The sequence below is a fragment of the Haloterrigena salifodinae genome (assembly GCF_003977755.1).
In the GTDB taxonomy this organism is placed as follows: Archaea; Halobacteriota; Halobacteria; order Halobacteriales; family Natrialbaceae; genus Haloterrigena; species Haloterrigena salifodinae.
Map to the genome: position 1 here is coordinate 526960 of NZ_RQWN01000001.1, position 16253 is coordinate 543212.

At 64.3% G+C, this 16253-nt stretch carries 17 protein-coding genes; 10 read left to right on the plus strand and 7 right to left on the minus strand.

Features of this window, described 5'->3' with window-relative positions; genetic code table 11:
- Positions 1-476: 476 nt before the first annotated feature.
- The 3 genes from EH209_RS02730 to EH209_RS02740 all read right to left on the minus strand — a co-directional run bounded on the left by EH209_RS02730 (position 477) and on the right by EH209_RS02740 (position 1716).
- Entirely contained in the window at positions 477-947 is a 471-nt protein-coding gene (locus EH209_RS02730) for a hypothetical protein (protein WP_126661432.1), read from the minus strand.
- A 65-nt stretch (positions 948-1012) separates the two neighbouring features.
- Positions 1013-1252, minus strand: a complete 240-nt coding sequence (locus tag EH209_RS02735; RefSeq protein WP_126661433.1) for a hypothetical protein — start codon at positions 1250-1252, stop codon at positions 1013-1015.
- Between the two features lie 215 nt (positions 1253-1467).
- Entirely contained in the window at positions 1468-1716 is a 249-nt protein-coding gene (locus EH209_RS02740; protein WP_126661434.1) for a hypothetical protein, read from the minus strand.
- A gap of 107 nt (positions 1717-1823) precedes the next feature.
- Between EH209_RS02740 and EH209_RS02745 the strand changes: the two genes are divergently transcribed.
- The 5 genes from EH209_RS02745 (at position 1824) to EH209_RS02765 (ending at position 7239) form a co-directional block, all read left to right on the plus strand.
- Positions 1824-3056 (plus strand): HD domain-containing protein, encoded by a 1233-nt coding sequence (locus EH209_RS02745; RefSeq protein ID WP_126661435.1) that lies wholly within the window; start codon positions 1824-1826, stop codon positions 3054-3056.
- A 398-nt stretch (positions 3057-3454) separates the two neighbouring features.
- Positions 3455-4585 carry a GNAT family N-acetyltransferase gene (locus EH209_RS02750; protein WP_126661436.1) on the plus strand — a complete coding sequence of 377 codons (1131 nt, stop codon included), beginning with the start codon at positions 3455-3457 and terminating at the stop codon, positions 4583-4585.
- A gap of 321 nt (positions 4586-4906) precedes the next feature.
- A complete protein-coding gene (locus EH209_RS02755) occupies positions 4907-5932 on the plus strand; it encodes an alcohol dehydrogenase catalytic domain-containing protein (protein WP_126661437.1) in 1026 nt (341 codons plus the stop codon).
- 207 nt (positions 5933-6139) lie between these two features.
- A complete protein-coding gene (locus tag EH209_RS02760) occupies positions 6140-6910 on the plus strand; it encodes an NAD-dependent epimerase/dehydratase family protein (RefSeq protein ID WP_126661438.1) in 771 nt (256 codons plus the stop codon).
- 107 nt (positions 6911-7017) lie between these two features.
- Positions 7018-7239 carry a DUF7535 family protein gene (locus tag EH209_RS02765; protein WP_126661439.1) on the plus strand — a complete coding sequence of 74 codons (222 nt, stop codon included), beginning with the start codon at positions 7018-7020 and terminating at the stop codon, positions 7237-7239.
- 81 nt (positions 7240-7320) lie between these two features.
- Here EH209_RS02765 and EH209_RS02770 read toward each other — a convergent pair whose 3' ends face one another.
- The gene (locus tag EH209_RS02770; RefSeq protein WP_126661440.1) at positions 7321-8328 is read right to left on the minus strand and encodes a glutathione S-transferase family protein; all 1008 of its coding nucleotides are present in this window, start codon (positions 8326-8328) and stop codon (positions 7321-7323) included.
- A 184-nt stretch (positions 8329-8512) separates the two neighbouring features.
- Between EH209_RS02770 and EH209_RS02775 the strand changes: the two genes are divergently transcribed.
- The 3 genes from EH209_RS02775 to EH209_RS02785 all read left to right on the plus strand — a co-directional run bounded on the left by EH209_RS02775 (position 8513) and on the right by EH209_RS02785 (position 11521).
- On the plus strand, positions 8513-10084 hold the full coding sequence (locus tag EH209_RS02775) for a Na+/H+ antiporter NhaC family protein (RefSeq protein WP_126661441.1): 1572 nt from the start codon (positions 8513-8515) through the stop codon (positions 10082-10084).
- Entirely contained in the window at positions 10081-10353 is a 273-nt protein-coding gene (locus EH209_RS02780; protein ID WP_126661442.1) for a DUF7513 family protein, read from the plus strand. Before EH209_RS02775 ends, EH209_RS02780 begins: the two co-directional genes overlap by 4 nt.
- A 79-nt stretch (positions 10354-10432) precedes the next feature.
- Positions 10433-11521, plus strand: coding sequence for a DNA methyltransferase (locus EH209_RS02785; protein WP_126661443.1), 1089 nt, complete (start codon positions 10433-10435; stop codon positions 11519-11521).
- 251 nt (positions 11522-11772) lie between these two features.
- Here EH209_RS02785 and EH209_RS02790 read toward each other — a convergent pair whose 3' ends face one another.
- Both EH209_RS02790 and EH209_RS02795 read right to left on the minus strand, forming a co-directional pair.
- Positions 11773-12435, minus strand: a complete 663-nt coding sequence (locus EH209_RS02790; protein ID WP_126661444.1) for a potassium channel family protein — start codon at positions 12433-12435, stop codon at positions 11773-11775.
- A 65-nt stretch (positions 12436-12500) separates the two neighbouring features.
- A complete protein-coding gene (locus EH209_RS02795; RefSeq protein WP_126661445.1) occupies positions 12501-13862 on the minus strand; it encodes a glycerate kinase type-2 family protein in 1362 nt (453 codons plus the stop codon).
- 276 nt (positions 13863-14138) lie between these two features.
- Between EH209_RS02795 and EH209_RS02800 the strand changes: the two genes are divergently transcribed.
- Positions 14139-15575, plus strand: a complete 1437-nt coding sequence (locus tag EH209_RS02800) for an NCS2 family permease (RefSeq protein ID WP_126661446.1) — start codon at positions 14139-14141, stop codon at positions 15573-15575.
- A 98-nt stretch (positions 15576-15673) separates the two neighbouring features.
- Complete coding sequence (locus EH209_RS02805) at positions 15674-15931, plus strand: glutaredoxin family protein (RefSeq protein WP_126661447.1); 258 nt, start codon at positions 15674-15676, stop codon at positions 15929-15931.
- Between the two features lie 54 nt (positions 15932-15985).
- Here EH209_RS02805 and EH209_RS02810 read toward each other — a convergent pair whose 3' ends face one another.
- Positions 15986-16195, minus strand: a complete 210-nt coding sequence (locus EH209_RS02810; protein ID WP_126661448.1) for a hypothetical protein — start codon at positions 16193-16195, stop codon at positions 15986-15988.
- Positions 16196-16253: the final 58 nt, after the last annotated feature.

A 16253-nucleotide genomic window follows, 5' to 3' on the forward strand; every position in this document is an offset into this window, starting at 1 on the left:
GGCACGGGACACGACGGAGCCGTCTCCCGTTGCGACCGTCGCGTCGCGCTGGCTTCCTCGAGTCGCGCTGCGTCGATTGACACGGTAATCAAACTCACTTTAGTTAACTAAACTTCACCTGATTATATTGAACACTTTGGTCGGATTCTCGATTCGCCGTCTCGCGAATCGCGATCCGTCCCGGACGCATTCTATTGTGGTTTCTATAGCAGTAATTAATAAAAATTGCTATCTTAACCACTTGGTTAATAATTGGGTGAGAGCGGTCTCAGGGCCGAGCGAGAGAGCAAACGGAAACCGAAAAGGAAGCGGAGAGCGCGGGTGAGCGGATACAACGGTTGCGGAGAACAACTGTGTCGCTAACAGTAGATAGTAGCGCAGTTTCTTTATTCAGAACCTCGTCTGAAACTGAATCGGATGCTTCACTAAGTACAGATGCAAATTGAACATTGGATCTGAATTCTTCGATAGCTATTCTACACTGGACCCTCAATGAGTTCTCCATCATCGTTCCATTCGCAACCTTTTGCTGTTCCATATTCTGATAGTCTCCTCGAACGGTGATTTAACTCTCTGTCAGGAGAGAGTTCGATAACGCCGCCTGAATCCCATTCTTCATACATAACCCATGTGATAACATTCGATAAATCTAACTCATCTACTTTCACTTCCGCTTGATAACTCCCGTATCGGTAGTTCTTATTGCTTCTTAGTGTAGTACTCTGACTTGTGCCAACTTTTACTGTTTCTTCAACCAGTACGTTGCCCCTGGTTTCAACGATATCCGTAACCCGTTTATTATGGAGCGGGACGATATCTGCATATGTAACCCGAATATCAAATGAGAGATCATCGTTCGTCTCGTTGCGTAGTCTTACTGGGTCAGTTTCGGGGAACGTCTCCGTGACGTAAAGACGATTAAGATGGTCATCTTTCTCTGTTTCCACGGTGTAATATTTTTGTTATCTTCCTCATCCCATCTAGTAAAGTAGGTGTTCTGGATGGTATACGCTTACGGAAGAACCAGGTTATCAGATGACTTATATTCGCCGTTTAGAATTGCCGCTAGAATCTCTACTTCAGCGGATTCAGGTAAGCTAGAAGTTCTCACGTAAGGAGGTGAAGCACACTGCTCATAGGTCACTACGTCCTTTTCGCCCTCGCCTGTCTTCTTTCCGCCCTCTCCATTTAGACATCCTGCTAGAACAGTTGTTATTGCCCCTGTTTTTGCGAGAAAATCACGGCGTTTCATCGTGCTCAGTAATTCAGGATAAACTACAAGTGTTTTCTGATGTGACCACTGGAATCCCTATACTGAACACGAGTTTCACGAACCACACTGAATAAAGAGAGCGTATTACCAACTACTGCTAAGGGCCTCCCAGACGGCTAGTCTAGACGAACCGGGTAGACGCAGGGCCCTACGGATCCATACTGAAGTCCTCGACCGTCAGAGCGAGGTACATCTCAAGTCGATTCGACCCGGATTACCGTCCCGATCCGGTCGTAGCGGACGCTCCCCTCGCCGGGCGGTCGGCCGTCGAGTTCGAGGTAGCCCGGTTCGATACCAGTCACCTCGCCGGTGACCTCGGGGTCGTCGCCGCCGGTTCGGTCGCGCTCCCAGACTTGGACGACGTCGCCGACCGTCACGTGGTCGCGGACGAGCTCCGCGGCGCGCTCCTGATCGGCGTCGCGTGGAACGGTAAGTTCGGTCATGTAGCGGGGAAACCACGGCCACGCGGGTAAGTACCCCCGCGTCAGGTGACGGCTCCTTATAACTCTTCGAACGACCGTTTTTGTGTAATCGGACCGAACGGAGGGGTATGACGACCATCAAGGACAGCGTGCACGACCACATCCGGATCGACGGCGTCGCGCGGGATCTCCTCGATACGCCCGAACTCCAGCGGCTCCGCCGGATCCGCCAGCTCGGGACCGTCTCCCTCGTCTATCCCTCCGCGAATCACACGCGCTTCGAACACAGCCTCGGCGTCTACCACCTCGCCTGCGAGGCGCTGGAGTACCTCAACGTCGACGGGCGACAGGCCGAGCGCGTCCACGCCGCTGCGATCCTCCACGACATCGGCCACGGGCCGTTCAGTCACAACCTCGAGCCGCTGACCCACCGGCGAACGGGCCGGTACCACGACGACGTGCACGACCTGCTGACCAACGGCGAGATCGGCTCGGTGCTTCGCGACCACGATCTGGCGCCCGACAAGATCGCGGACCTGATCGCGGGCGACGGACGATTCGGCCAGCTGGTCTCGGGCGAACTCGACGTCGACCGGATGGATTACCTCGTGCGGGACGCCCATCACACGGGCGTCCCCTACGGAACGATCGACCACGGCCGGCTCGTCCGCGAACTGACGTTCACGGACGGCGAACTCGTCCTGGACGAGGGGAACGTCCAGACCGCCGAGAGCCTGCTGGTCGCGCGGGCGCTGATGAACCCCGCCGTCTACAGCCACAGCGTCGCCCGGATCAGCAAGGCGATGCTTCGGCGGGCCGCCGAGCGCCTGCTCGACGCCCCCGAAACGGACGTCGACGCGGCGACGCTCCAGCGGATGGACGATCACGACCTGATCGCCGCCCTGCGCTCGTGTTCGGCGACGGAGACGTTCTCGCGCCGGCTGGACCAGCGGGATCTGTACAAACGGGCAGTGTGGGCCGAGATCGACGACGTGCCGGGTGGAATCATCGAGGCCGACCACGAAGCGGTCCGCGAGTTCGAGCGAGAGATCGCCGACGACGCCGCGGTCGATCCCGAGTGCGTCATCGTCGACGTCCAGAGCCGGCCGTCGATGAAGGAGTCGACCTCGAGGGTGATCGTCAACGGCGATATCCGCCGGCTGGGCCAACAGTCGCCGCTGGTCGAGGCGCTGCGCGCGGCCCAGTACTCCCAGTGGCGACTCGGCATCTACTCGCCCCCCGAGATGCGCGAGCGAGTCGGGCGGGCGGCCGTCGACGTCCTCGGGCTCGATATCGACGGCGCACTGGTCAGCGAGGTCCGGAACGGCCTCGACGCAACGCTGGATCAGTTCGTCGACTGAGCCGAAGCGACGACGGGCTCGAGCACAGCCGCTCACTTCGACCCCCGCCTGCGTACCGCGAGTACCCGACGTGCCCGCCCGCTCGCAGACTGCTTGCGACCGGTCCGCCGGGAGGGGACCGTCGTCGACGCCACCGCAGAACGCGATCCGCGACGCGGTGACTCATTGCGGTGAGCCGGTGCGGCTCGAGGGGCTTCTCGACAATGGTTAAATATCTAACAACATTCGCTGCTGGGACTAATAGAGAAACGGTTAATTCCACCATTACAGCCCTCTCGAGGGTTCTACCCTCCACTATCCCATATGGTAATTCTCTTTCATATATGGTTGAGGGTCGGGCCGTACGCGGATATTGGCGGGAATTAACTTAGCGGTCAGCGCCGGTCGATACGGGTAGAATGGCGCAGACGACTTCTGTATCCACCGCGCCCGATCGAGAGGAAGAGCGAGATGGGGAGGAGAGGACGACGGTCGACGGACACTCCGAGACGCTGACGACGACGGAGTCGGGGCTGGAAGTGACGCTGTACGACTCGATCCGATCGATCTCGGCGTCTCGCTGGAACGACGTCGTCGAGCGGTCGACCTGCGGCAGCGTCTTTCACCGCTACGAGTGGCTCGAGGCCGTCGAGACCGGACTCGGACAGACGCCGCGACACCTCGTCGTCGAGAAGGACGGCAACCTCATCGGGCTGCTACCGCACTTCGTCGTCGACATCGAGAGGACGCCGTTTCGGCGGCTCTCGTCGTCGTATCCGGGATTCGGGGGGCCGCTGGCCACGACCGACGTCGCCGAGTCGCTGTCGCTGCTCACCGAAACTGTTCCGGACCTCTGCTCCGGTCGAACGGTCGTCCACCAGATCCGCGGGCTCGATACGAAGTATCTCAGATACAACAACGTCCTCCAGTCCGAGGGGTACGAACCGTATCGACGCGAGTGTCGGTTCGTCCTCGACCTCACGAGGGGGTACGACGAGGTTTTCGACGGAATGAGCGGGACCAGACGGCGGGGGATCGAACGCGGGAAGGACGGCGACTACGAGATCGTTGAGGAAGAACTCACGCGGCCGACCCTCGAGCGGTTCCATCGGGTGTACGAGCAGGTGATGGACCGCGTCGACGGCGACGCCTATCCGCTCTCGTTTTTCGAACGGCTGCTGGATATGCGGGAGCGGCTGTTGCTCCTGACGATCCGGATCGACGACGAGTACGCGGGCGGCTTCCTCGAACTCCTCGACGAGCAGCGGTCGTCGATCCACGGCTTCTTCGCCGCGGTCCCCGAGGAATACTTCGGCGATCACGCGTCGGAACTGCTCTACGACTACGTCATCCGGTGGGGAATCGACAACGGATACGACACGTACGACTTCGGCAGTACGAACGCGAACTTCGAGAACGGCGTCTTCCGATTCAAAGAGGGATTCGGCGGGCGGATCGTCCCCATTCTCGTCTGGGAACGGGGCTGTAGCCCGCTCTGGAACGTGCTCAAAGCGGGCCGTTCGCTGTACTGGCCGCACCGATACGACTGATTTCGACTTCGGGCGAGAATCAGAGGTCCGGGTGCGAGAATCGAACTACGCGTCTCAGCCGAAACGGACTGAAGGATGACCACTACCCCAACCCGGACGCGAGTGCGTCCGAAACGAGTACGGACCGACGGAAATGTGTTCTGTCAACTCTCCCGTCGTGAAAGACGAATCGACCGCTGGCGTCCGAGTTTCGCGTCCCACTAGAGCGGTCGAGATCGATCCCTCGATGCGTTCGCGCCCCGAGGTGTGCGCCGCGCTCGAGACGACGCACCGACGCTCGATCCCCGACGGTCTTTAGCCTCGAGACCCATTCCCTACCCGATGCGAGCCGCAGCCTTCACCGATCTGATCGGCCCCGAGGGAGTGAGCGTCATTGAGCAACCGGACCCCGAACCCGATCCGGGCGAGGCCACCGTCGACGTCGACGCCTGCGCGATCAACCGTCACGATCTGTGGATTCTCGAGGGCGATTCGGCGATGGTCGACACCGACGACCTCCCGTTCGTGACGGGGCTGGACGTCGCCGGCGTCGTCAGCGAGGTCGGCGACGACGTTAGCGCCGTCGAGCCGGGCGACAGGGTCGTCCTCTGTCCGAACCAGACCTGCGGCTCCTGTCGGTTCTGCCGCGAGGGGCCGGAGAACCGCTGCGAGCGCTTCTCGCTGTACCACGGCGGACTCGCGGAGACGGCCCGCGTCGAGGCCGATCGACTCGTTCCGCTTCCCGACGGCGTGAGCACGACGACCGCCGCGGCGATTCCGACGGCGTACATGACTGCGTTCCACATGCTCCGGCGGGCCGACGTCGGACCGGGCGACCTCGTCTTCGTCCCCGGGGCGACCGGCGGCGTCGGCGTCGCCGCCGTCCAGCTCGCCGACATCCTCGGCGCCCGGACGATCGGGACGTCGTCTTCGGAATCGAAACTCGAGCGCGTCGACAAACTGGGGCTCGATCACGCGATTCGGGCGACCGAGCCAGATGAGATCCGCGAGGAGGTCGAGTCGATCGGCACCCCCGACGCGGTCATCAACCATCTCGGCGGCGAGTACACCCGGCTCGGCCAGGAGGTCATGCGCCGCGGCGGGACGATGGTCATCTGTGGCCGCACGGCCGGCGGCGAGTCGACGATCGACGTGCCCGACCTCTTCCTCGGCCACAAGCGCGTCGTCGGCTCCACGATGGGCACGCAGGACGATCTGCGCCGCCTCGTCGAACTGACCGCTGACGGCGACCTCTCGCCGGTGATCGACGAGACGTTCCCGCTCGAGGCGACCGGCGAGGCGTTCGCGACGATGCAAGATCGGGAGAGCGTCGGCAAACTCGTCGTCGAGCCGGAAAGCGATCGGTAGCGTCGACTATCGATGCGTTTCGGCGACTGGGGCTGCCGTCCACGCGTTTCACCCGGTCGGGTCCCTTCCTTGGGTGGGGCTGAAGGGGGCGACTCGTCGGCGCAAGCGCCGACGGGCCGGGGCTTTCAGTGAGACTGCTAGCGCTTTCGCCAGCGGGTCAGGGCTTTCAAGCCAGAGCTATTTCCCCGTACTCGGTGTCCGTCGGCTATGACCGAGATCGCCATCACGGGCGCATCGGGTCGGGTCGGCAGGCAGTCCATCGAGGCGTTCGACGACGAGACGCTCACGCTCTTCTCCCACAGCGAGAGCGAGGATTTAGACACCGAGACCCTCGAGATCGCGAACCGCGACGAGTTCGCCGACGCCCTCGAGGGCCAGGACGTCCTGATCCATCTGGCGGCGAATCCGAGTCCGCGGGCCGAGTGGGACGAGGTGCGAGAGCCGAACGTTGACGGGGTCTACAACGCGTTCGAGGCCGCCGCGGAGAACGACCTCGAGCGAGTGGTCTTCGCGAGTTCGAACCACGCGGTCAACATGGGGAACGTCGTCTCGCCTATCCGGCCGGAGTCGACGGTCGGCAAGCCCGACATTGTCCGGCCAGACGACGAGATGGATCCCGACACCTACTACGGCGTCACCAAGGTCTTCGGCGAGGCGATGGGCCACTACTACGCCAACCGCCACGGCCTCGACGTGGTCAACCTGCGGATCGGCTGGCTGCTCTCGGAGGACGAACTCGAGGAAGAAGTCGCCGACCGCGACGGCGCCGGCGAACGGTACGCCCGCGCGATGTGGCTCAGTTCCGACGACTGCCAACAAGTGGTTCGCGCGGCCGCGACGACGGCCCTCGAGTCGACGCCGCTGACCGCCCACGGCATCTCCGACAACTCGGAGCGGTTCCTCTCGCTGTCGGAGACGATGCTCGAGCTGGGGTATCGGCCGCAGGACGACTCGGCCGACGTCTTGGGTGGCGAGTAGGTCGTCGGGCTCGAGTTCGCGCTATCGATGGCGCACTCGGGGACGGAGCGACGACCGTTCGTCGCGGGACCGTAAGACCGATTAGCGACAGGTTCCTACCCTGATGTATGGCCACAGACGTCGCCGATTCCACGGGGATGGGCCCGAACCTGCAGATGTCGCTGTTCGGGTACGTGATGGCGGCTATCCTCGTGATCGTCATGATTCCGTTGTTGCCGGTGTTGATCCCGGCGTATCTCATCTGGCGGGCGTTCTTCGCGCCCGACGAGTTCGAGCACAGTTTCGAATCGTGGCGCCGGGAGTCGGGTAAGCCACCGAGCGGGTCGTAACCGCTCGAGCGTCCCGGTAGGGACCGAAGAAGAATCGCATGATCGAACGCGTATGCGCGCGATGCGCTGCTGTTCGAGCGGTCAGTCGTCGGCGCTGGCCGCGGTCAGATCCGCCGGCGGACTACCCGGCAACTCGTCCCGATCGTGGGGCGCCTCGAAGTCCAGATCGGGGCCTTGAGCGACGATTCGGTGGGGGTTCACGTCGGGGTGGGTCGTGTAGTAGTGTTCCTTGATGTGGTCCATGTTCACCGTCTCCGCGACATCGTCTGTCTGATACAGATCGCGTAGGTACGGCCAGAGGTTCTCGTACTCGCGGACGTACTGGACGTTACACATGAAGTGCGTGTGGTAGACGTTGTCGAACCGAACCAGCGTCGTGAACATCGCGACGTCGGCCTCGGTCAGCCGATCGCCGGCGAGGTAGCGCTGGTCTGCCAGCACCTCGTCCCAGTGATCGAGCGCCGCGAAGAGGTCGTCGACGGCCTCGTCGTAGGGCTCCTGTCTGGTCGCGAAGCCGGCACGGTAGACGCCGTTGTTGATCGGCTCGTAGATCTCGTCGATGATCCGGTCAACCTCGTCGCGGTAGCCCTCGGGGTAGAGGTCGACGTCCCGGTTCGCGTAGTCGTCGAACTCGGTGTCGAGCATTCTCATGATCTCTTCGGACTCGTTGTTGACGATGGTGTCCTCCCGTTTGTCCCAAAGGACGGGCACCGTCACGCGACAGGTCGCGTCCGGATCGGCCTCCACGTACAGCTCTCGGAGGTAGTCGGCGTCGCGGACGTGATCGCGCGTACAGCCCTCCTTTTCGGGCGTGAACTGCCAGCCGTCCTCGTCGCGGTAGGGGTCGACGATCGAGACCGAAATCGCGTCCTCGAGTCCCTTCAGCGCCCGCGTCACGAGCGTCCGGTGGGCCCACGGGCAGGCGTAGGAGACGTAGAGGTGGTACCGCCCGGCCGCGGGCTGGAATGTCGCGTCGGGATCGTCCCGAACCCGGTCGCGAAACGTCGTCTCCTGTCGCTGGAACGAGCCGTCGCCGTCGTTGGCCTCGTACGCGTCGGTTCGCCACTCGCCGTCGACGAGCATGTTCATGGTCGATTAAAGGGGCTCGAGGCTCAAAGACTCTCGCTAACACCGGTGTTACCGCGGCGGACCGTCGACGAACGCATCGCCGCCCGCCGCGGTTATCTGGGAAATCCGTCGTATTCGGTCCGTTCACCGGTTTCGTAGTAAGACTTTTCAGCTATCGTTGGATTATACCGTATCGTGACTTTCGATGAGTGGCGGTAGTGACGGTCCACCGGACGGTGACCCGACGGATACATTCGTTGAGGGAACGGGCGACGAAGAGCCGCGAATAACCTTCTACGGCGGGCGGGGCATGAGCGCGCTCCCGATCGCCGTCTTCATCGTTTGGGCGATTGTCCAGACGGCGCTGTGGCGCATCTCGGATACGGGCGGGCTGATCGTCGGGATGCTGCTCGGGCTCATCGTCGGGATGTTCTTCGTCCGCGGGGACTGGGCGTCCTACGCCAACACGATCTTCGAGGGGATGACCCAGCCGGTCGCGGTGACGGCCATCGTGGCCTGGATCTGGGCCGGCATCTTCGCGCAGCTGTTACAGGACGGCGGCTTCGTCGGCGGCCTCGTCTGGCTCGCCGATCTGGCCGGCGTCGGCGCGGCGCTGTTCCCGGCCGCCACGTTCGTCCTCGCGGCGCTGTTCACGACGGGCATCGGGACGGGATACGGCGCGGCCGTCGCGTTCGTCACGCTGTTCTTCCCGACCGGGCTCCTGCTTGGAGCGAGTCCGGTGCTCACGTTCGCCGCGATCCTGTCCGGTGCGATCTTCGGCGACAACCTCGCGCCCGTCAGCGACACGACGATCGTCAGCGCCGTCACGCAGGACTCCGACATCGGCGGCGTCGTCGCCTCGCGGTTCAAGTACGTCATCATCGCCGCCGCGCTGACGTTCGTCGGCTACGTCGTTGCAGGACAGACGATGGGCGGCATCGAGACCGGCGCAGGCGCCGCCGACCTCCTCGCCGAGGCGAGCGATCCGATCGGACTCGTCCACCTCGTCTCCATGGGGATCGTGATCGGCGCGGCGATCGCCGGTCGACACATCGTTGAGGCGATCTCGTGGGGGATCGTCGTCGCCATCGCGTTCAACCTCGTGCTCGGACTGGCGGGTATCGGCGAGATCGTCACGTTCTCTGCGCCGGCGGACGCCCCGCTGGCCCAGCCGCTTGCCGACCTGCCGATCCTCCAGATCGTCGACAATGCGGACGCGGTCGGCGTCTCCGGCAGCGTCATGGAGGGCGCGTCCGGCTTCTTCGAACTCTCGATTCTCGTCTTGCTGATCATCGCGGCCGCCCAGATCATGATCCGGGGCGGCGCGTTTCAGGCGATCCTCGACTGGTCGCTCGAGAACCTCGCGACGAACGTCCGCAACGCCGAACTCACGATGGTCGCCTCGGCGGCCCTGATCAACGCGATCATCACGATCAACACGGCCGCGGAGGTCGCGATCGGTCCCTACATCTCGAAGATCGGCGAGCGGTTCAACTTGAACGGCTACCGCCGGGCGAACATCTTGGACGGCCAGACCGCCGCGCTGGGGTACATTTTCCCGTGGTCCGGCGGCGTCCTCGCCGGCTACCAGGCGATGGAGGGACTCCCCGGTGAGTACGAGTGGCTCGATCAGGGGATGCTCGTCACCCCGATCGACGTCGTTCCCTACGTCTTTCAGGGCTGGCTGCTGGTGGCGGTGTTCGTCGTCGCGGCGATCACCGGCTTCGGCCGCGAGTACGTGACCGACCGCGAGAGCGAGGAGGTGGCTCGCGTATGAGCCTCTTTAGCAAGTACCTCCGCGGCTGGCGGTTCCGCAGTTCTGAACCGACGTTCGAACCCGGCGACGAGATCAGCGTCTTCGTCGCTGAAACCAACGGGACCGACGGCCGCGCCTACGTCGGCGACACCCGTCTGACCGTCGAGGGAGCCGGTCCAGAGACCGTCGAGAAACGCGTCCGGGTCCGCGTGACCGAGTTCGACGGCTCGTCGGCGACCGGCCGCGGTGAGTTACTCGAAGTCGTCGGCGAGAGCTCCTACACCGGCTGACGACCACCGACGACGGGGTCGGCCCGTCATCCCGGGAGAGAGACGCGCTTTTATCATCCAGCGGTTCCCACCGAGGAACATGGCAGAGGACGAACGGGAGCAGCACCGCCAGAGCCGCCTGTTCACGGACGACGACGGCGATTTCGACGCCGAACGGGCCCGCGAGGAGTCGCTGCCGGTCGAGGACGGCGAGGTGATCGACACCGACGAACTGGCCGATCACCAGCGCTACGTCGAGGGGCGGGGGATCTACGACGAGCGCAACCGGCTCAACGACCTCACCGGCAAGGAATGGAAGTACGCGACGAAGTCCGTGATCGCCGAGGGCTACCCGCCGGCCCTCCAGCACGACCTACGCAGCGAACACGGCGGCCAGAAACCGCCGCGGCTCTGCGCCGAGCTGATCGGCCGGTTCAGCAAGACCGGCGACACCGTTCTCGATCCGTTCGCCGGCGTCGGCGGCACGCTGCTCGGTGCGAGCCTCTGCGAGCACGAGGGAACCGGGCTGCGCGAGGCCATCGGCTTCGAGCGGAACCCCCGGTGGGTCGAAATCTACGAGACCGCCCTCGAGCGCGAAAACGAGGAGCGCCGCGAGCGCGGCGAGCCGCCGCTTGCCGATCAGGACATGCGCCACGGCGACTGCGCGGATCTAATCGAGGAGGTCCCGGACGACTCGGTCGACCTCCTGTTGACCGACGTTCCCTACTGGCACATGGACGAACTCGAGCAGACGCGCAACGAACGCGCGACCCGGGAGAGCAAACTGGGTGCGTTCGACGCGGCCGCCGTGCCCGACGAGGACGACGACGTCGAGGAGTCACCGACCGACGAGGGGCCGGCGACCGAAGCGGACGCGGAAACGGGAACCGGAACGAAGGCGGAGTGGCTCGACGACATGGCCGCGAAGTTCGAGCGCTTTACCGACGCGGTCACACCGGACGGCCACCTCGTCGTCTTCATCGGCGACATGTACCGCGAGCAGTCCTACAAGTTCCTTTCCGCCGACCTCGCGCGAGCGATCGAGTCGACCGCGCCGGTAACGCTCGCGGCGAACCTAATCTGGTACGATCCGACGAAGGATCTCCACGTCTACGGCTATCCGTTCTCGTTCGTGCCGTCGATGGTCCACCAGAACGTCCTCGTCTTCCGCCCCGAAACCGATACCTAGTTCGGGTCTGACTGTCGTCATTCGGCCGTCTGACGGGATTTTATGCCATCAGAGTGTGTGGTCGAAACCGGCGCGCACTTGCCGGACGCTCCCCATCCCACTTCCACCCATCCGCGCGCCAGCCTTCCTTCCCACTCGCTCCCCCTTTGGTTTGGTGTGAGAGTTCGACCGTACTCCCGGCGCTACTGCCGACAGCGTTCGGTATTGCCGCTAACAGTGACCAGCACCGCCGCTCCACTACGATGTGTGCCTCAGGCACTGGCGGGCAAGAGCGTCTCCCGGACCTCTTCGGCGCGGTCGGTCTCCGTGATGACCGCGATCTCGTCGCCGGCGGCGAGTTCGGTTCCCGGTAGCGGGATCGTTAGCGACTCGCGCGCTCGGCCGTGGGCGTAGATCCGCGCGCCGCCGGGGAGTTCGAGTTCGCTCATTCGCTTGCCGACCGCCGGCGAGTCGTCGGCGATCTCGAGGACGGTCAGTTGCAGGTTCGACGCGATGTCGGCGACGACGTTGAAGTCGCCGCCGAGCATGGCCGTCTTGGCCCCGGCCGCGCCGAGGCGCTCGGGGTAGATGATCTCGTCGACGTCCGCGGCGTACTTCTCGTAGATGCCCTGGCGGTAGTCCTCGTCAATCCGGAGGACGGTCCGGCAGCCGTGGTGGTCGCCGACCATGCAGGCCGCGAAGTTGACGTTCAGGTCTGGGGTGAAGGCGCCGATGGCGGCGGCATCCTCGATTCCCGCGTCGATGAGCGTCGCTTCGTCGGCCCCGTCGCCCCGAATCGTCTCGAACCCGTCGGACTCGGCCCGATCGATCCGATCGGGGTCGTTGTCGACGACGACGACGTCGTGTCCCTCCTCGGTCGTGATCCGAGCGGTTCGCGACCCGACCCGCCCGTACCCCACGATGACGAATCTCATGGTGCGTGGGTACACGCCCCGAGGTAAAATACGTTGGCTCACGGAACTGCGAGCCGGAGCGACCGCTACTCGACGACGAACACTCGCAGATCGTTCAGATTCGTCCCCGTCGGACCGGTGCGGATCAGGTCCCCGCGCTCGGCGAGGTACGGGTAGACGTCGTTGTCCGCGAGCATCTCGCGGGCTTGCTCGGCGTCGTCGACCGTCGTCTCGTCGACGACCGCCCCTGCGACGTCGGTCGCACCGTCGATCCCGTCCGTGTCGACGGCGGCGACGGTGATCCCGCCTTCGAGATCGAGGGCGGCGCTCGTCGCGAACTCCTGGTTCGGCCCGCCGGTGCCGCTGCCACGGACCGTCACCGTCGTCTCGCCGCCCGAGAGGATCACCGCCGGCGCCGAGACAGGAGTCCCCGTCGCTTGCGCCTCTTCGGCGACGGCGACGTGGGTCGTGGCCGCGTCCCGAGCCTCCCCGCGGACCCGCGAGGAGAGGATCAGCGTCTCGTAGCCCCGCTCGGCGGCCGCGTCGCGGGCCGCCTCAAGGACCGTCAGACCGTCGGCGACGACGTGGTTCGACACGGTCTCGAAGGCGGGATCGTCGGGACCCGGCGTCTCGTCGATCTCGCCGACCGCGCCGCGCTCGAGGCGGTCGGCGACGGCGTCGGGCACGTCGATCCCGTACCGGTCGACGACCGCGAGCGCGTCCTCGTAGGTCGACGCGTCGGGCGCCATCGGTCCGCTGGCGATCACGCTCAAGTCGTTTCCGACGACGTCGCTCAGGATCAGCGAGACGACCGTCGCGGGGGCCGCTCGGCGGGCCAGGTGGCCGCCCTTCAGCGCCGAGCAGTGTTTCCGGACGGCGTTGATCTCGTGGATATCGGCGCCGCTCTCGAGCAGCGCGTTCGTCGTCTCTTGGAGCGCCGCGAGCGAAACGTCGCCCGCGGGGGCGGGCATGACTGCGCTCCCGCCGCCGGTGATCGCCGCAAGCACGAGCGTCCGCTCGCCGGCCGCATCGGCGGCCGCGAGCAGTTCCCGCGTGCTCTCCACGCCGCGCTGGCTCGGGACCGGGTGATCGCCTTCCCGGATCGCAACGCGCTCGGTGTCGGCGGGATCGTCCGTGACGACGACGCCGCCGTCGATCCGATCGCCGAGAACGTCCTCGAGGGCCGCAGCGACGTGTGCGGCGGCGTTGCCGCCGCCGAGGACGACGACCTCGTCGTACGCCGAGAGGTCGTAGGTCTCGTCCGCGATGCGGAGGGTCTCGTCGGCGGCGCCGCCTTCTCGAGACTCCGCTGGAGTCTCGCTCCCCCCGAGGGAGACCGCCTCGCGGATCACGCGCTGCGGACGGCCGGCCTCGATGCCGGTCTCGACGCACTCGAGGGCGAGGTCGCGCGCGTCGGTGGTCGCCACCCGCTCGCGGTCCTCGATCACGCGCTCTCACCCGGCGGTCGTTCGCCCGTTCGATCCGGTCTAACCCTCGGCCCGGTCGCCGCGTCGACGGTCGGCGGGACGGCTCGCTGGCCTCTCATGGAGGTGGGTTTTCCAGAATCCGATAAGTGGGTTCGGGTCCGTCACCCGGGGTGGCGGTCGCCCACTATTCTCGAAGGCCTGACACCTGGGAAACATATCCACGAATATGTATCAATACGCGGCGAGGGCGGACGAGAACCTTTAACTAATCCGTATGGCTATGCTCGAGCATCCAATATGGGGGCATTCGAGCAACTCGCAACGTTCTTCGGCTTCGACGAGCACGATACTGACCTCGAGACGGAACTGATCGCGGGAATCACGACGTTTCTGGCGATGTCGTACATCATCGTCGTCAACCCGGCGATCCTGAGTCAGGCGATCCAGATCGAGGGCTACGAGCAGCCCGAGGTTTTCCAGATGATCGCCGTCGCCACGATCCTCGCGTCGGTCGTCGCCATCCTCGTGATGGCCTTCTGGGCGAATCGACCGTTCGGTCTCGCACCCGGAATGGGGCTGAACGCCTTCTTCGCCTACACCGTCGTGCTTGGGTTGGGCGTCCCGTGGCAGGTCGCGCTCGCGGCGGTCTTCGTCGAAGGGATCGTCTTCATCGTGCTGACTGCGGTCGGGGCCCGTCGGTACATCATCGAACTCTTCCCCGAACCGGTCAAGTTCGCTGTGGGGGCCGGGATCGGCGTCTATCTCCTCTTTCTGGGACTCCAGGAGATGCAGATCGTCGTCGACGATCCCGAGACGCTGGTCGCGATGGGCAACGTCGCGACGAGCGCCGTCGCCGCCCTGTCGGTCGCCGGACTCGCACTGATGCTCATCCTGCACGCTCGCGGCATTCGGGGCGCGATCGTCATCGGTATCGTCGCGACGGCGATCGCCGGCTGGGTGCTCACGCTCGCCGGTGTCGTCGACTCGGGAACGCTCGTCGATGGCAACACCTACGATCAGGTCACCGGCGGCGGGATCGTCGACTTGATCACGAGCGTCCAGTACGACTTCACGCCGCTGGTCGCGGGCTTCGTCGACGGTCTCGGGATGATCACCGACGATCCGCTCGTGTTCGTCCTCGTCGTGTTCACGTTCTTCTTCGTCGACTTCTTCGACACCGCGGGGACACTCATCGGCGTCTCCCAGATCGGCGGTTTCCTCGACGAGAACGGTGACCTTCCCGAGATCGAGAAACCGCTGATGGCCGACGCGGTCGGGACCACGGCCGGGGCGATCATCGGGACATCGACGGTTACGACCTATATCGAGTCTTCGACCGGCGTCGAAGAGGGCGGCCGAACCGGTTTCACCGCACTCGTGGTCGGCGTGCTCTTCTTGCTGTCCCTGCTCGTCGTCCCGCTGATGAGCGCGATCCCCCAGTACGCGACCTACCTCGCGCTGGTCGTCGTCGGGATCATCATGCTGCAGGGCGTCACCGACATCGACTGGCAGGATCCGGCCTGGGCGATCTCCGCCGGGCTGACGATCACCGTTATGCCGCTGACCGCCTCGATCTCAAACGGGCTCGCCGCCGGGATCATGAGCTATCCGCTGGTCAAGGCCTCGATGGGCGAGGCGGACGACGTTTCGCTGGGCCAGTGGACGCTCGCTGCCACGTTCATCCTCTACTTCGCGACGTACTTCGCGGTCGACGCCGGCATGCTCTCGTTCTGATCGAGATCGCAGCGCGGGCGGGGACTCCCGCCGCCTCGACACCGGCAACCGATCGGTCGACCGGTGACCTCATACGTCTTCCGCGGCAACACACGGGTATGGCTGCCATCACGATGTACGAACTACCCGGCTGTCCGTACTGCGCGAAAGTCCGCTCGAAACTCGACGACCTCGACCTCGAGTACGACGTGATCGAGGTCCCCCGCTCGCACGACGAACGGACCGAAGTCGAGAAGGTTAGCGGCCAAACTGGCGTCCCCGTCATCACCGACGAGGAAAACGGCGTCGAGGGGATGTCGGAAAGCGACGATATCGTCGAGTACTTAGAGGAGACGTACGGCGACGGTGCCGCGTAGGCAGCCTCTCGACGGACATTCGGCTGATTCTGCGACGTCGGGACAACCGCCCCGTCAGTTGCGCCACAGGAACCGATCGAAGAGCAGATCCATCGCCGTGAGCGTGAGATAGCCGACGACGAGGAAGACGGCCATGGCGCCGGCCGCGTCGGCGACGGTTCTGACGAGCGAACCGTAGTTGAAGGCAAGCATGAGGACCGCCATACAGACCGTCAGGACTGCGCGGCGGCGGCTGACAAGAGGAACGGAGGACTGGCTCGACATCGGGTTTTAATCACTATATCTTCCACTGCGTTGAAAGGTATTGCCATCGAGCCGAGTC

Excerpts from the sequence above, each read along its gene's own strand:
- EH209_RS02760 (WP_126661438.1), top strand. The coding sequence starts at position 6,140 with ATGACCGAGATCGCCATCACGGGCGCATCGGGTCGGGTCGGCAGGCAG.
- EH209_RS02790 (WP_126661444.1), bottom strand. The coding sequence starts at position 12,435 with ATGAGATTCGTCATCGTGGGGTACGGGCGGGTCGGGTCGCGAACCGCT.
- EH209_RS02810 (WP_126661448.1), bottom strand. The coding sequence starts at position 16,195 with ATGTCGAGCCAGTCCTCCGTTCCTCTTGTCAGCCGCCGCCGCGCAGTC.
- EH209_RS02805 (WP_126661447.1), top strand. The coding sequence starts at position 15,674 with ATGGCTGCCATCACGATGTACGAACTACCCGGCTGTCCGTACTGCGCG.
- EH209_RS02765 (WP_126661439.1), top strand. The coding sequence starts at position 7,018 with ATGGCCACAGACGTCGCCGATTCCACGGGGATGGGCCCGAACCTGCAG.
- EH209_RS02785 (WP_126661443.1), top strand. The coding sequence starts at position 10,433 with ATGGCAGAGGACGAACGGGAGCAGCACCGCCAGAGCCGCCTGTTCACG.
- EH209_RS02770 (WP_126661440.1), bottom strand. The coding sequence starts at position 8,328 with ATGAACATGCTCGTCGACGGCGAGTGGCGAACCGACGCGTACGAGGCC.
- EH209_RS02740 (WP_126661434.1), bottom strand. The coding sequence starts at position 1,716 with ATGACCGAACTTACCGTTCCACGCGACGCCGATCAGGAGCGCGCCGCG.
- EH209_RS02745 (WP_126661435.1), top strand. The coding sequence starts at position 1,824 with ATGACGACCATCAAGGACAGCGTGCACGACCACATCCGGATCGACGGC.
- EH209_RS02775 (WP_126661441.1), top strand. The coding sequence starts at position 8,513 with ATGAGTGGCGGTAGTGACGGTCCACCGGACGGTGACCCGACGGATACA.
- EH209_RS02735 (WP_126661433.1), bottom strand. The coding sequence starts at position 1,252 with ATGAAACGCCGTGATTTTCTCGCAAAAACAGGGGCAATAACAACTGTT.
- EH209_RS02800 (WP_126661446.1), top strand. The coding sequence starts at position 14,139 with ATGGGGGCATTCGAGCAACTCGCAACGTTCTTCGGCTTCGACGAGCAC.
- EH209_RS02750 (WP_126661436.1), top strand. The coding sequence starts at position 3,455 with ATGGCGCAGACGACTTCTGTATCCACCGCGCCCGATCGAGAGGAAGAG.
- EH209_RS02755 (WP_126661437.1), top strand. The coding sequence starts at position 4,907 with ATGCGAGCCGCAGCCTTCACCGATCTGATCGGCCCCGAGGGAGTGAGC.
- EH209_RS02780 (WP_126661442.1), top strand. The coding sequence starts at position 10,081 with ATGAGCCTCTTTAGCAAGTACCTCCGCGGCTGGCGGTTCCGCAGTTCT.